Origin of the sequence: Streptomyces sp. R35, assembly GCF_041053035.1 — a bacterium.
Classification (GTDB): Bacteria; Actinomycetota; Actinomycetes; order Streptomycetales; family Streptomycetaceae; genus Streptomyces; species Streptomyces lutosisoli.
Window position 1 is genome coordinate 6622294 of record NZ_CP163440.1, and the last position, 14896, is coordinate 6637189.

Annotated in this window: 12 protein-coding genes; 10 read left to right on the forward strand and 2 right to left on the reverse strand. The window is 68.4% G+C overall.

Going from position 1 to position 14896, the window contains the following annotated elements; translation table 11 throughout:
* Window positions 1-113: 113 nt before the first annotated feature.
* From AB5J50_RS30140 to AB5J50_RS30150, 3 genes are all read left to right on the forward strand, one after another.
* Entirely contained in the window at window positions 114-4598 is a 4485-nt protein-coding gene (locus AB5J50_RS30140) for a hypothetical protein (protein WP_369261321.1), read from the forward strand.
* A 92-nt stretch (window positions 4599-4690) separates the two neighbouring features.
* Window positions 4691-4876, forward strand: coding sequence for a hypothetical protein (locus AB5J50_RS30145; RefSeq protein WP_369261322.1), 186 nt, complete (start codon window positions 4691-4693; stop codon window positions 4874-4876).
* 19 nt (window positions 4877-4895) lie between these two features.
* Entirely contained in the window at window positions 4896-5192 is a 297-nt protein-coding gene (locus AB5J50_RS30150; RefSeq protein ID WP_369261323.1) for a hypothetical protein, read from the forward strand.
* A gap of 27 nt (window positions 5193-5219) precedes the next feature.
* Here the strand turns inward: AB5J50_RS30150 and AB5J50_RS30155 are convergent, their stop codons facing one another.
* Together AB5J50_RS30155 and AB5J50_RS30160 are read right to left on the reverse strand one after the other, a co-directional pair.
* On the reverse strand, window positions 5220-5576 hold the full coding sequence (locus tag AB5J50_RS30155) for a hypothetical protein (protein WP_369261324.1): 357 nt from the start codon (window positions 5574-5576) through the stop codon (window positions 5220-5222).
* Between the two features lie 50 nt (window positions 5577-5626).
* Window positions 5627-6091, reverse strand: coding sequence for an ATP-binding protein (locus tag AB5J50_RS30160; protein WP_369261325.1), 465 nt, complete (start codon window positions 6089-6091; stop codon window positions 5627-5629).
* Between the two features lie 140 nt (window positions 6092-6231).
* On the opposite strand from AB5J50_RS30160, the gene AB5J50_RS30165 reads away from it, so the two are divergent.
* The 7 genes from AB5J50_RS30165 to AB5J50_RS30195 all read left to right on the forward strand — a co-directional run bounded on the left by AB5J50_RS30165 (window position 6232) and on the right by AB5J50_RS30195 (window position 14844).
* A complete protein-coding gene (locus AB5J50_RS30165) occupies window positions 6232-7080 on the forward strand; it encodes a helix-turn-helix domain-containing protein (protein WP_369261326.1) in 849 nt (282 codons plus the stop codon).
* Window positions 7077-7349, forward strand: a complete 273-nt coding sequence (locus AB5J50_RS30170; RefSeq protein ID WP_369261327.1) for a DUF397 domain-containing protein — start codon at window positions 7077-7079, stop codon at window positions 7347-7349. Before AB5J50_RS30165 ends, AB5J50_RS30170 begins: the two co-directional genes overlap by 4 nt.
* 77 nt (window positions 7350-7426) lie before the next feature.
* A complete protein-coding gene (locus tag AB5J50_RS30175; RefSeq protein ID WP_369261328.1) occupies window positions 7427-11926 on the forward strand; it encodes a DUF6531 domain-containing protein in 4500 nt (1499 codons plus the stop codon).
* Between the two features lie 5 nt (window positions 11927-11931).
* A complete protein-coding gene (locus AB5J50_RS30180; RefSeq protein ID WP_369261329.1) occupies window positions 11932-12474 on the forward strand; it encodes a hypothetical protein in 543 nt (180 codons plus the stop codon).
* Between the two features lie 54 nt (window positions 12475-12528).
* Complete coding sequence (locus tag AB5J50_RS30185) at window positions 12529-12993, forward strand: hypothetical protein (protein ID WP_369261330.1); 465 nt, start codon at window positions 12529-12531, stop codon at window positions 12991-12993.
* A 17-nt stretch (window positions 12994-13010) separates the two neighbouring features.
* Window positions 13011-13508: a hypothetical protein gene (locus AB5J50_RS30190; protein ID WP_369261331.1), complete on the forward strand. Its 498-nt coding sequence runs from the start codon at window positions 13011-13013 to the stop codon at window positions 13506-13508.
* A 160-nt stretch (window positions 13509-13668) separates the two neighbouring features.
* The gene (locus AB5J50_RS30195; RefSeq protein WP_369261332.1) at window positions 13669-14844 is read left to right on the forward strand and encodes a hypothetical protein; all 1176 of its coding nucleotides are present in this window, start codon (window positions 13669-13671) and stop codon (window positions 14842-14844) included.
* The last annotated feature ends 52 nt before the right edge of the window (window positions 14845-14896 follow it).

Below are 14896 nucleotides of genomic sequence, written 5' to 3' on the forward strand. Positions count from 1 at the left end.
CCCTGCGCCGAGTCACCTGACCAGCTGACCCGGCGCTCGGTATCGCGGATCCGAACTCTCAAGTAAATCGGGGAACTTCAGCCTTGAGACCCAGGCGAAAACTTCACAGACCTTTGGTCGTCATAGCGGCGTGCACCGCGTTGAGCGGTGGCCTGCTGAGTGCCGTTCCGGCGTTCGGTGCGCCGGACGCCGGAACCGACTCGAAACCCACGTCCGGCCACAACACGCAACCCGGCTCGGCCGCCGCAGCACCGGGTCCGTCAGGATCCGGCCGGGTCAAGGATCCGGGCAAGAAGCTCGGCACCGGGTGGAAGTCCTCACCCGACCGGGCCGTCACGGCCGCCGCCGACGCCGACGGCCTGCACATTCTCGTGGCGGACTCGAAGGAAGCGTACGCGTGGAAGACCGCCGCGATCCTTGCCGAGCCCGGGATGCCGGCCGATTCCTGGATCGGCAACCAGTGCCTGATGGACCGGGATCACGCGGCCGTCGTCTACGCGCCGCGTACGTTCACGAACAAGCCCGACCTGTTCCAGGGCGGGGCATTCACGGCGATCGTCAACACCAGCACGGGAGCGGTCACCAAGCTCGGGTTCACCGCCTCGCTGGCGTACTTCGACCCGACCTGTAACACCTCCGCCCACACGGCCGCCTTCACCGCGTACCGGGACATGAACGACCCGGCCGCGGTGAAGACCCGTGTGGTCACCGTGAACACGGCGGGCAAACAGCTGACCCAGGCATCGGTGCACGGCGAGGTCACCTCGGCCGCGCCGGTCACCGGCGGTGCCGTCGGCGCGATCGGCCGCGATCTGGTGCGACTCGGCGACACCGGCAAGAGCAGGACCGGGAAGACCAGCAAGGTGACGTCCGTCGACGCGGTCGCTTTCGACATCCGGCCGCTCGACGCCCGTGGCAAGGAAATCGCCTTCGTCGAGCGCGGCAACAAGAAGCACACGGCGAAGATCTGGCGCGGTCACGGCAGGCCGGCCACGGTCGCCTCCGGCGCTCCCGGCGCGCTCGACCTCGCCCCCGGCGCTCCCGGCAAGGCGTATCTGATCGGGAAGACGACCGGTGTCGTGCACACGAAGGGCACGGGCATCACCCCGCTCGACGCGCCCGCCGACTCCGATGTCTCCACGCAGGGCCGGCTCGCCGTCGACCCTGTGCTCATGCCCGGGATGAGGGCAGGCCTGGAGCGCATCGCAAACGCCGGCCGCGGCTTCACCAAGGCCTCGCAGACCAAGCACGGCAAGGCGGCGGCCGAGTCCGCCGTGCCGCCCAAGACGTTGGCGAAGACGGCGCCGACCACCATCACCTCCACCGCCACCACCACGGGCACCGAGGTGACCCAGCAGGTGGCGCCGCAGGCGGCGGCGGGTACCGAGGAGTCCTCGCCCGCCCTGGGCGGCAGCACCAAGCCGGTCACGGAGACCGCGCCGGGTGGGCTGGACACCCAGATGGAACGCACAGCCCTCACCACCGCCACGGCCTCGGACCCGGCGCACGAGCCGACCGACCCGGACCGCTGGTGCTCGATCTCCCGCAACGACGTCGGCGCGCAGGCGCTCCAGCCGACCTCGAACCAGGTCGAGTGGGCCGCCGACATGGCCGTACGCGGCAACCTCACCTCCGGGTGGATCCGACAGGGCGGCTACCGGGACCAGGCCGGTCTCGGAACCGTCGACCCGCAGGGCTTCTTCCCCCGGCCGACGCTGGACGGCAAAACCGGCGCCCAGATCCCGGTCAACGTGCTGCTCGGCATCCTGTCCCAGGAATCGAACCTGTGGCAGGCCGAGTCCGGCGCGGTCCCGGGCCAGATGGGCAGCCCGCTCGCCGCGGTGGACGGCTACTACGGCCACAAGACCGGCGGCACGGTCGCCGACTTCTGGAACATCCACTGGGACAAGTCCGACTGCGGCTACGGCGTGGGCCAGGTCACCGACGGCATGCGCATGGCAGGCCACGAGAAGGACCACGAGACGGCGCTCTCCCCGGCGAAGCAGAAGATCGTCGCTGTCGACTACGCGAGCAACATCGCCGCGTCGATGAAGATCCTCGCCGACAAGTGGAACGAGGTGCACAAGGCCGGGCAGACGATCACCGTCAACAACGACGACCCGTCGAAGGTGGAGAACTGGTTCACCGCCGTCTGGAACTACAACCTCGGTTTCAACCCCCCCGGTGCCAACGGCGCCTCGTGGGGCCTGGGCTGGTACAACAACCCGGCCAACCCCGTGTACAAGAACGACAACCCGTTCATGGACACCACCGTCGATTCCAACGCCAACCACGACGCGGCACACCCGCAGGACTGGCCGTACGAGGAGAAGGTGATGGGCTGGGCCGCCTGGTCCACGGACACCGGATTCTCCTACGCCACCTCCGGGCGCCAGGACTGGGCGGGCGAGTCCGGGTTCTCCTCGGTGGGCTTCCGCCCCGCCTGGTGGATCAACAACATCCAGCGTTCCTGGGTCTCCCCGCCGAAGAGCACCTTCTGCAACAGCAACAACAACTGTGACCCGAGCAGTCCCCCGGACTGCCCGGACGCCGACTGCTACAAGAAGTACTGGTGGAACCAGTCGAACGCGACGTGGAAGGACGACTGCTCCAGTACCTGCGGCAACGAGAACATCAAGTACCAGTCACTCGTGGCAGAGCCGGGCCGCGGCTACCGGCTGAAGAACGGCACCCCGGTGTGCAGCGGGGCCCCGTCGGGCGCCACGGTCGTCGCCTCCGTACCGAACGGCACCCCGACCTGGAGCGACTGCGGCGCGGTCAAATCCGACGGCACCTTCCGCTTCACGTTCTACGCGGACGTCCAGGGACAGTACGAGGCCAAGGCCGACCTGCACCAGATAGGCGGCGGCTACGGCGGTCACTTCTGGTACACGCACAGCCGCGACACCGACCATCTGGGCGGCACCACCTCCGGCCCGCTGACGGTCCGCGGCACGTGGATCCCGAACGGCAGCTTCGACCTCGCCCAGGTCTGGGTGCACGTCCCCGACACCGGAGCGCAGGAGAAGCGCGCCCACTACGAGATCAGCGGTGCCGTCGGCGGTCCCTACGACCGGTATGTCAACCAGGACGGCAACAACAACAAGTGGGTCTCGCTGGGCGCCTTCAAGTTCAACAGCACCCCGAGCGTGTCCCTGTCCAACTACTCGCCCACCGGGACCGCGGACAAGGACGTCGCCTACGGCGCCATCGCCTTCCAGCCGGTGAAGGGCACGTTCGTCCACCGCACCCTGACGGCGGCCTCGGTCTTCGACCCCAACCAGGAGCTCAACTCCAACTGGCCGGTCACCGAACTCAACACGCCCATCCGGTCGGAGAAGTCGCTCTACGACTGGGCGACCGAGCTCTCCCACGGGACGGACGGCGGCCCGCTGTGGGATGGCGCCGCCAGCAACTCCGTGTCGTCGGAGGGGCTGACGGGGTGGCCCCGGTGCACAGACGAAGTGAACAAGGACGAGTGCGTGGGTCCCAAGACCTATGACGCGGGCAAACAGTGGTACCAGGACGTCAAGGCCGGCGGGTACACGCCGAACGCCGACGGATCGGTGCCGTCGATGTCCATTCCGATGTGGATGGGCATGTCCAACACCCGTCCGAACCCGTCGGCCTCTCCTGACCAGGCGTACCAGGACGCGAACAGCTACAAGATCAAGAGCGATGTCGACGTGACGTTCGTGAAGGACGACACGGGACACATCATCCCGGGCAGCGAGAGCGCGAGCTACGACGCCCGGGTCGGCAACGCCCACCTGCCCGTCTTCGTCACCCAGCTCATCAAGGGGATCTCGGCGGACTACAACATCCCTGCCCCCGACCTGACCTACACGACCCCCGACGCCCTGGAGTACGGGCGTACCTACACCGCGGATCCGCTCGTGGACGGGGACACGCCGGGGCAGGCGTACTTCCCGCACTTCAGGGGCGCGCGTCTGAACTCGGACAACACCTGCGTGGACTTCCGTGCCGTGGGTGGAGGCGTCCACGGATACCGCGCCATGGTCGGCCACAAGTCCATCAACGACAACGTCAAGGCCTGGCTCGACAAGGTCAACGCCAGCCCTGACACCAACTTCTCGGTGCGCCGGGCGGCGGGGGACATCTACTCGATGTTCTTCAAGAACTCCGGCGAGTGGAACAACAACATGTGGGGCAGCATGATCGGCAACGCGCCGCCGATCTGGCACGACATCGCCGCCGCGTTCTGCGCGGACGGCTCCGTGAAGCCGACGCACCTGCAGGCGAACAATGACGCGGATCCGAGCAATGGCCTCGTGTGGCAGAGCTACATGCCCGATCTCTACGTCTACATCGACGGAAAGATGACGGACGACCTCGGCCGTCCGGCCAGCGGCCGGGTGCACGTGGGGGACTGGAAGAACTTCTCCAACTTCCCCGCCAGCGCTCCCAACGGCAACGGGTTCGCCAGCTGCGATGCCTTCCACAGAGGAAGCGGCGGTAACCCGTGGAGCGTGGACGCACCTGTCCCGGTCTTCGGCGACGGTCCCGGAAACCGGCCGTCGAGCGTCGTCCACTGTGACGATTCGAGCGTCAAGTTCACGACCAACCTGACGCAGTGACCAAGGATGATTGAATGACAGGGGGCCGGGCCACAGGCCCGGCCCCCTGTGTCCGTTCCGGGCAATGCCTCGGTGAGACAGAAAGGTGCGTCGTGGGAGCGGGATTCCTGTTCATATTCGTCCCGCTGTTCCTGTACCTGACCCCCATGACCCTGCTGTGCGTGAAAATCGCCGACAGGAACTCGTGGAAAATGGGACTCGTATTCGCGAGCGGCCTGATATTCCTCCCCGCCGTGCTGGTCACGGGCTGGATCCTCGTGGGGACCGGAGCCCTGTGATGCGAAAGGCCGAAGACGCGTGACTGTCATAGTCGTCGCACTGGCAGTGGCACTCATGGCCACTTCGTACGTATGGCCGTTCGTACCGTTGGTCATCTACCCGATGCGCAGATGGCGAGGATTCTGGGCCGCGCTCTACTGCGGTGCGCTCGGTGCGGTCTGCGCGGTGGAGTTCCGCGACTTCCACTACATGGTCGGCGATTTCTTCGAGATCTCCGTAGCCGTCTCGGTACTCAGAGCGATCGTCGAAGCGTCCGGGCTCGCGGAGCCGGCTCGCAGAAAGCGGCAAGAGTCCCGGGCCCGCGCCCCGCGGTGAGCGAGCGCTCCAGACCGAGGTCGGGGCTCAGTCCTCCACGAAGACCTCGGACGCGGATGCGGCGGTGATGGCCCGATCCAGCCAGAGGTCCAGCATGTCGAGGTCGTCGCAGGACGCGATGCGCTCACGGTCCTCGTCCGAGACGTCGATCCCACGGCGGTCCAGGACTCGCAGTATGGCTCCGGCCTTTCCTTCGGCCCTTCCTTCGGCTCTGCCTTCATCCCGGATTTCCTCGGCCAGAGGGGACTGGAAGAAGGAGAGGTCGACGGCCATGAGATGCCTCCACAGATCTGCGCCCGGAGCTTTTCCCAGGCCCTGTGCGATGAGTTCGATGAAGATGTCCGCGCTGTTCTCGTCGCGTTCCTTCAGGTCGCTGTGGTGCAAGACCGCTGACAGAACCGTCAGAGGGATGTCGCGACCGGCCGCTTCGCGGCTCACCGGGACGTGGTGGACCGCGTTCCGGTGAGAGCCCCTTCCGGTGCTTCCGGAACTTCCGGTACGAGGAGCAGCTCCGCCCAGACCGTCTTGCGGGGCGCCGGGCCGGACGTCACGCCCCAGTGATCCGCCAGCGCCTCGACCAGCACAAGCCCGCGCCCGGACTCGCCCTCGGGGAAAGCCCGTTGAACCTCGGGGAGTTGGTCACCCCGCGTGTCGGTCACCTCGACGCGGAGGGTGCTCTCCGTCGCCGTAAGGCTGAGGTGGAAGTCCCTTCCCGATACGCGCCCATGCGTCGCCGCATTGGCCGCCAGCTCCGCGACGACGTGCGCCGCGTCCTCGAACGGCAGCCTCCATGCCCGGAGTTGCTCGGTCGCCAACAGCCGAGCCAGCCGGGCCCCGCGCGCAGTGGCGGAGAGTTGGACGGTGAACTCACGTGCGGCGACGGTGGTTTCGGCGTTCATGTGACTCAGCGTGGCCGAAGCTGCCTACGCTGAGCAGTGATGATGCCTGTGCGTACGGTGACTGTCCTGCCGTTGTCCGGTTCTGTCTTGGCTGTCCTGGGGGTCGTACGGGTACGGGTGCGCGTTGGAGGTGGGTGGTGATGAGCAGCGAGGGCGCGGACGAGCCAGGGTGGGATGTCAGTCCGGAGGACGAAATCGCTCCGGTGGTGGAGTCGACCGGGCGCCAGGTGAGGCTCTGGCGGGAGGCGGCGGGGATGCGGGTCGCCGACTTCGGGCGGGCCATCGGGTACGGGGAGGATCAGGTCCGGAAGGTGGAGCGAGGGGCGCGGATTCCTCGGGCGGACTTTCTGGAGCGGGCGGATGAGGTGCTGAACGCGGGCGGGCATCTCAAGGCCTTCAAGGAGGACATGGAGAAGGCTCGGTATCCGAAGAAGGTGCGCGAGCTGAAGATGTTGGAGGAGCGGGCGGTTGAGCTTCAGCTGTACAGCAACCACAACCTGCACGGTCTGCTCCAGACGCCCGAGTACGCGCGGGCTCTGCTCGGGACGTGGCGGCCCAAGCTGTCGCTGGACGAGCTGGAGCGCGCGGTGGCTGCTCGTACGGCGCGCCGGTCCATCTTCGAGCGTGAGCCCGCCCCTGAACTCAGCTTCGTTCAGGAAGAGGTGACGCTCGAACGCCCCGTCGGAGGGACAATGATCCTGCGCCGACAGCTTGAACGCCTGCTGGAAGTGGCTCAGTTGCCGAACGTCGAATTCCAGGTGATGCCGACGGCGCGTGCGGATCACCCGGGAACAGGAGGGCGGATCCAGGTGCTGAAGTTCGGAGACGGGACGGGCGTGGGACGGACCGACGACGAGTTTGGCGGTCGCCCGGTTTCCGACCCGAGGCAGCTCCGGATCCTCGAACTGCGGTATGGCATCATCCGGGTCCAGGCTCTCTCGCCAGGGGAGTCTCTGGCCTTCATTGAGCGAAAGCTGGGAGACGCATGACCCGCGAGACCCCTGTCGGGGAGGCTTCCGAGCTGGTGTGGTTCAAGAGCAGCTATAGCGACAGCAGCAACCCCAGCGACTGTGTCGAAGTGGCGCTGGGGTGGCTCAGGAGCAGCTACAGCGACAGCAGCGAAGCCGGCGACTGCGTCGAGATAGCCCCCACCCCCACCACCATCCACCTCCGCGACTCCAAGAACCCCCAAGGCCCCTGCCTCACAGTCACCCCCACCACATGGGCGGCCTTCCTGCCGTACGCCTCCACGAACTAACTGCGGTCCCCTGCCCCTCCTGTAAATTCGCTGATGCGTACGACAGTTGGTGATGCAGGCGTGACGGGGGTTGCGGCATGGCGGGGAATCGGCCGGGGGACTGGCATGTCCTGGATCTGGACAAGGACCCCACCCCAGGCGACCCGGACCGGGTGCGGCATCTGGCCAAGAACCTGCATGACTTCGCCGACGATGTCTCGGATGCCCTTCGCCTGATCAAGGGGATGGCGGACGAGGACACGGTCCTGAAGTGGGCGGGGAAGTCGGCGAAGGCGTTCCAGGACGAGTTCTCCGGTGTGCCCAAGCAGCTGAAGAAGCTGAAGAAGTCGTATGAGATGGCGGGGGACGCGCTCGCCGACTACTGGCCGAAGCTGGAGCGTGCCCAGGCCCTGGCGGACAAGGCGCTCGCGAAGGGGCGGGAGGCGCAGTCGGATCTCTCCTCCGCCAAGTCCCGTCTGTCGTCGGCCGATTCGTGGGTGACGAAGGCCAACAAGGAAGCGGACAAGTACAAGGACGATCCGACCGGCAGCAAGGACACGGAGAAGCCGGACGAGGCGAAGGTGCGTGCCGCCACGCGGGATGCGCAGCACGCCAAGTCGGCCCAGACGTCCGCCCAGTCGGATGTGACGTCCGCGAACAGCGCGCTGGACGCGGCGAAGAAGATGGCCGAGGACGCCCGCAAGATGCGGGAGGAGGCGGCCGGCACCGCGAAGACGAAGATCGATGAAGCGTCCGATGCCGGGATCCACAATCGGAAGTGGTGGGAGGAGGTCGGGGACTGGTTCTCCGACAACTGGGACACCATCGTCGCCGTGTGCAAGGTCGTCGTCGCGGTCGTCGGGATCATCGCGATGATCATCGGAGGGCCGATCCTCGGCGCGATCGTGCTGGTCGCCGCGCTCGTCGTCCTCGCCGACACGCTATACAAATACTCCAAGGGCCAAGCCTCCCTATGGGATGTCGGCTTCGCCGCGCTCGACTGCATACCCGGTATGAAGGGCCTGACCACCCTGGGCGGCCTGGCCAAGGGCCTTAAGGGCGGCTTGGCCGCGATGAAGGGCCTCAAGGGCGGCCTGAAGGGCTTGGGCCTGGCGCTTCGCGGACTTGCGAAGAACGGCAAGGGCTCGATTGCCGACGGGCTGAAGGGCGCCTACAACCGGGCCAAGAACGTGGTCCGTTCCAAGGGCAGTGACCCGGTGGACATGGCCACCGGCGCGATGTTCCTGCCGGAGACCGATGTCTCGCTGCCCGCAAGCCTGCCGCTGGCCTTCACTCGACGGGCAGCCTCCGACTACCGCACCGGCTGGTGGTTCGGCCCCACCTGGGCCTCCACCGTCGACCAGCGCCTCGAAATCGACGAGGACGGCGTCGTGTTCGTCACCGAGGACGGGCTGCTCCTCGCTTACGCCCACCCCACCGACACGCAGCACCGGGTTCTTCCGGAGGCCGGCCCCCGCCACGGGCTGATCCGACTCGACAACGGCGGCTACCTCGTCGACGATCCCTTCACCGGGGTCACCCGACGCTTCGGGGCCCCCGTCGACGGCCTCGCCCTGCTGGAGCGGATATCCGACCGCAACGGCGACACGATCGACTTCGCCTACGCCTCTGACGGGACCCCGCTCACCATCCGGCATTCCGGCGGTTACCAGCTCAAGCTGACTGTTGCCGACGGCCGTGTCACGGCCCTCCACCTGGCTGGGGCGGGAGTGGAGGGATCGGACCTGGCACTGCGCCGGTACGAGTACTCCGACGACTGTCTCACCACGGTCTTCAACACCACAGGTCATGCCATGCGGTTCACCTACGACGAGCGATACCGCATCACGTCCTGGACCGACCGCAACGGCCGCAGCTACTCCTACGCGTACGACACGGCGGACCGCTGCGTGGCGGAGGGTGGCGAGGCCGGGCACATCAGCCTCACCCTGGACTACGACGGCACCGACCCGGCCTGGCCCGGTGCCCGGATCACCACCGTCACCACTGCCGAGGGCGCCGTCAGCAAGTTCGTCGTCAACGACAGCTGCCAGGTCGTCGCGGAAATCGACCCGCTCGGTGGCACTACCCGCACCACCTGGGACGAACACCACCATCTGACGTCCTGGACGGACCAACTGGGCCACACCACGGGCAAGTCCTACGATGCCTTCGGCCGTCTGCTGGAGGTCACACGTCCGGACGGCGCGACGGTCCGTCTCACGTATGACGCCCAGGGCAGCCCGGTCGCCATCACCCGCCCGGACGGGCACGTCCAACGCCGGGAGTACGACGCTCGCGGCAACTGCGTCACGATCGTCAAGCCCGGTGGCGCCACGACTCGTTACACCTACGACGACGCCGGTCATCTGTCCTCGGTCACCGACCCCACGGGATACGTCACCCGCGTGCGATGCGACCCGGCCGGTCTGGCCGAGTACGTCACGGACCCCCTGGGCGGTGTCACGCGCTACACCCTCGACGCCTTCGGCAGGGTGGCAGGGGTCACCGATCCCCTGGGCAACACGACCCGTATGGAATGGGGCGCGGACGGCGAATTGCTGCGGCGCACCGGCCCGGACGGGGAGGCGGAGGTCTGGACGTATGACGCCGAGGGCAACCGGACCAGCCACACCGATGCCATGGGGGCCGTGACGCGGTTCGAGTACACCCATTTCAACCTGCTCGCGGCGCGGACCGGACCCGACGATGTCCGCCACTCCTTCGAGTACGACCCCTCGCTGCGTCTGCTCGGCGTGAGCCGCCCGGACGGGAAGCGCTGGAGCTATCGGTACGACGACGCGGGGCGGCTCGTATCGGAGACCGATTTCGACGGCCGCACGCAGACCTACGGCCATGACGCCAAGAGCCAGGTCGTCCTGCGCGTCAACGCCCTTGGTCAGACGGTCCGCATCACGAGGGACGTGTTCGGGCGCATGATCGGCAAGGACGCCGACGGCGCGGTCAGCACGTACACCTATGACCTGGATGACCGGCTCTGCGCGGCCGAGGGACCGGACGCGACCGTGACGCTGCGGCGGGATCTGCACGGGCGTCTGGTCTCCGAGACCGTCAACGGCCGGACCATCAGCTTCACTCACGATGCCGCAGGGCGGCCGCTGAGCCGCACCACCCCCACCGGTGCGACGAGCACATGGGGCTACGACGGTCGTGGTGACCTTGCCCGGCTGCACACCGCGGGCCGCACCCTCGACTTCGGTTATGACGCGGCGGGGCGTCTCCTGTCACTCGACGTGGACGACGCTCTGTCGCTGACGCGTGCGTACGACGGCCTCGGGAGAGTCGTCGCGCAGGCGGTCACCACCGGCGAGGGCCGCACGCTCCGCGACCGCTCCTACCGCTACCGCGCGGACGGACACCTCATCGGCATCGTCGGCCCGAACGGTGAGAGCCGGAGCTTCGACCTGGACGCGGCCGGTCGTACCACGGCCGTCCGGGCAGAGGGATGGACAGAGTCCTACGCCTACGACGAAGACGGTGGTCAGACGACCGCCGCCTGGCCGGGCCGACACCCCGGCCAGGCCGCTGTGGGCCAACGCCACACCGAGGGTGCCCGGCTGCTCCGGGCCGGCGACACCCGCTACTCCTACGACGACCAGGGGCGGGCGGTACGCCGCCACCGCACCCGCCTCTCGCGTAAGCCCGAGACCTGGACGTACACCTGGGACGCGGAGGACCGGCTCGTTTCCGTCCGCACCCCCGACGGCACACTGTGGCGCTACCGGTACGACCCGATGGGGCGCCGCATCGCCAAACAGCGGATCGGCGCGGACGGCACCACCGTGGTGGAGCAGACTGATTTCACCTGGGACGGCACCACCCTCTGCGAGCAGCTCACCACCGACTCCGCACACCCGCACGCCGTGGCGCTGTCCTGGGACCACGACGGGCACCGGCCCATAGCCCAGACCGAAAGGCTCCTCACCGCCTCGCGTGAGGAGATCAACGCGCGGTTCTTCGCCATCGCCACCGATCTTGCGGGTGCTCCAACCGAACTGGTCGGCGAGGACGGCAGTATCGCCTGGCAGGCGCGCAGCACCCTGTGGGGTGTGACCGCCTGGAACAGCGGGAGCAGCGCCTATACGCCACTGCGTTTCCCGGGGCAGTACTACGACCCGGAGACGGGTCTGCACTACAACGTTCACCGCTACTACGACCCCGAGACGGCTCGCTACGCCACTCCCGACCCGCTGGGACTGGGCCCTTCCCCCAACCCCTTCCTCTACGTCCTCGACCCGCTGCTTGCGGCCGACCTGCTTGGCCTCTATGAGATCGGGAAACCGGACGCCGCGAGCCAGGCGGGCAATCTGCCGATGCTCGCCGACAAGATCGCCGCGCACGGTGACATCAAGAATCGAGGGATTCCTGGCGTCGACGACCTGGACGTCCCGGAGCACTTGGAGGACCTGATGACCAACACGCCGGGAATCCGTATGCGGAGTACCACGTCGGGCAACGCCCGTTTCGCCTGGTGGGACGACGCGACCGGGACGATGCTGATCCGCGAAGGGGACAATGGAACCTTCATGCAGCCCGATGACGGCTACGAGTACTTCCTGAAACAGCTGAAGGAGTGAATGGGTTGGCGGGCGAAGCGGAGCGCGGCCGGGCACGGCGCGGCAGGAAGCGTGCACCGTACGACGTCTTCTGGGCAGCGCCGGAAACCAGGGCCGTGTGGGCCGAGTTGCCCGAGCGGGCCCTTGAGGCGATCGCCGAACGGGACGCGGAGCGGCTGGAGTTGGAGCGGTCGCGGGTCGCGCCGCAGCTACGGGCGACGATGACGGCTCCCGTGTACTCGGTGGCGGACCGCTTCGCCTCCTGGGAACGCGTGGTGTGCCGGATGGAACCGGGCTGGTCGAGCGAGGACTTCTATCCCATCAGCGCCTACGACAACGACCTCGACTCCCGGGACACGCTGGAGGAGTTGATGCGGGCTCTCCCCGCGGCGCTGCGCGAAGGTGCCCTGGGACGACTGCTGGCACGGCTGGACGCGCGCTTTCGCGCAGCGAGCACCCCTGACCCGGAACGCTCGCTGCGCCCCTGGGTACGTCCGACGAAGGACAAGCCCGAGGCCGAGCTCGGGGAGTGGTGGAAGCGCAAGCCGGTGCGCGAGCCCTGGGACTGAGCGGTGAGGGCCGGTGTGCCGTATGGCCGCTGATCTGCAAAGTGGGAGTCCGCTATGACGTCCGCATACAACTGGGAAAGCGGCGAGGGTCTGCTGGGCATCGACGACCCCGCCGATTGGGACGCCGCGTTCGAGCGTGGCGAGCAGCGTCTCGGTACGGCGGTGATCGGGTTGGCCTTCAACTGTTCGCTGGAGGACGCTTCGCCCCGGATTGTCAGGGCGATGCATCTGCCGGACGCCGGTCAGCGGGGGTTCGCGTTCACCGCAGCAGGGCACGCGGCCCGGCTCAATGGGGAGTTGACCCCGGAACTGTTCGCGGCCCTGCGAGCCGAGGGGCCCGGCGGTGTCGCCGAGCACCCCATCAGAGACACGCTGGGGTTCGTACCGTTTCGGAAGCTGCCGCCGTGGTTCAAGCGGCGGTGGGTGCTTGTGACTGTGCGCAACAAGCTGGAGAGCTGGTGGCTGCGGTCTGGGGAAACGGTCGAAGACGCCTGGCGGGCCCTGCGCCGACGTAGCTGACATCGGGAGAGGCGAACATGGTGTCCGGGTGGAACTGGGACGGCGACGAGAGCTTGCTGCGCTTCGACGACCCCGTCGAGTGGGACGCGGCGTACGAACGCGGCGAGGGCCCACTGGGCTCCGCCGCGATCGGGCTGGCCTTCAACTGCCCTCTGGCCGAGGCCTCGCCGCGGATTGTCCGGGCGATGCAATTGCCGGACGTCGCTCAGCGTGGCTTCGCGTTCACCGCGGCGGGCATCGCGGCGCGGCTCAACGGTGAGCTGACGCCGGAGCTGTACGCCGCGCTGCGGGCGGAGGGCCCCGGTCGCATGAGCATCGCCGTGAACGCCATCGACGACACCCTCGACTACGTGCCGTTCCGGCAGCTGCCGCTGTGGCTCAAGTGCTGGAAGGTCGTGTCGAAGGTGCAGGACAAGCTGGAGACCTGGCGGCTGGAGTCCTCGTACGCGGTCAGTGACGCCTGGCAGGCCCTGCGCCGCCGCTCCCGAGCCGGTCGCCCGCGCCGGCCCCTTTGACGCCAGGCCGGACTGCCACCCGCCGTGACCACCCGCCGTCACCGCCCCCGCACCGTTGCCATGCCGTGATCATCACCCCCGCGGAAGCACAGCCTCCGGTCGTACCCTCACCCTCTGAATGCCCCACGGCATGTTCACGCCACGGCCAGGGGGAGCCCGTATGCGTAGATCCACTCCGTTCGCCCAGGCCCTCGGGGGCGCCGCGCTGCTGTGTGCCGCGGTCGGGATGGTGCTCGGGATCGCGCGGTACGGGGCCGGGACGCCGCGGCTGGACGCCCTGATCCCGCTCGCCCTGGCCGCTGTCCTCGCCGGTGGCTGGGTGCTCGCCGTGCGCGTGGCTCCGCCGATGGAGGTGCTGGTGGCGGCGGGGGCGCTGGCCGGGGTGCCCGCCGCTCTCGGGCCCATCCGGCGTGACTGGGGATACGTCGCCGGGGCCTATCTCCTGATGTGGGCGCCGTACGCCGCCGCGCGGGTCGCGTACGGCACCGACTACGGCAAGAGCGGTTCGCTTGCCGCGAGCGCCCTGTGTGCCCTCACCCTGCTCTACGCCGTCGTCGGCTCCCTGTACGGCATCGGCCTGCTCGGCAGGCAACTCGGCGCTGCCCAGCGACTGTTGCGGGAGGACGCCGCCGCGGGGCGCGTCCACGTCGTACGGGTACGGAACGCCTGCGCCGTCCAGGAGAACTACCGCAGCCCCGCCCGCACCGGCGTCGGCAAGACCGACATCTCCGTCTCGCGCTGGCTGGAACTGGAGGCGGACGGCGCGGGCGCTGTCCGGCCGGTGCGGCTGAGGGCGATGGAGGGCGTCAACTTCAAGATCGCCACGGGGGAGAGGCATCTCTCCCAGGCCGCCTCCCAGCTGGCCGGGCACGAGGGCTGGCTGTGCTGGCCCACCCGGTGGAAGGAGATCGCGGCCACCGACCGGCGGGTGATCGTCCCCGCCGCGTTCGTCACCGACAGCGGGCATGTGGTGTGGGGGTGCATGTACGAGGAGGACTGGCGGCCCTGGCTGCGCGGCGAAGCCGCTGGCGCGGGCGACACCGAGCCGGGTCTCGCCGCCGTACACACCACCGAGCCGGGCCGCGCGGCCGTGCCCGCGCCGCGGCCCTCCCGGGTCACGGCCGCGTACCGTGGGTTCCTGCTGGTCCTCCTGGCCGCGCTGCTCGCCACCGTTCCGCACCTGCTCGGCCTGGTGCCGGTGCTCGCCGCGGCGGGGCCGGCCGCGCTGTCGGGCTTCCTGACCTTCTTCGGCGCCGCGATCCTGTCGGGCAGCGGCACGGACGGCGGGCCGGACGTATGGGCCGTGCGCGAGGAGCTGCACCCCTCGCTGCGCTGAGCACCCCGTGCCGACGCGCGGCGGACAGGGTTTGACGTGCGTCACCTTCGGG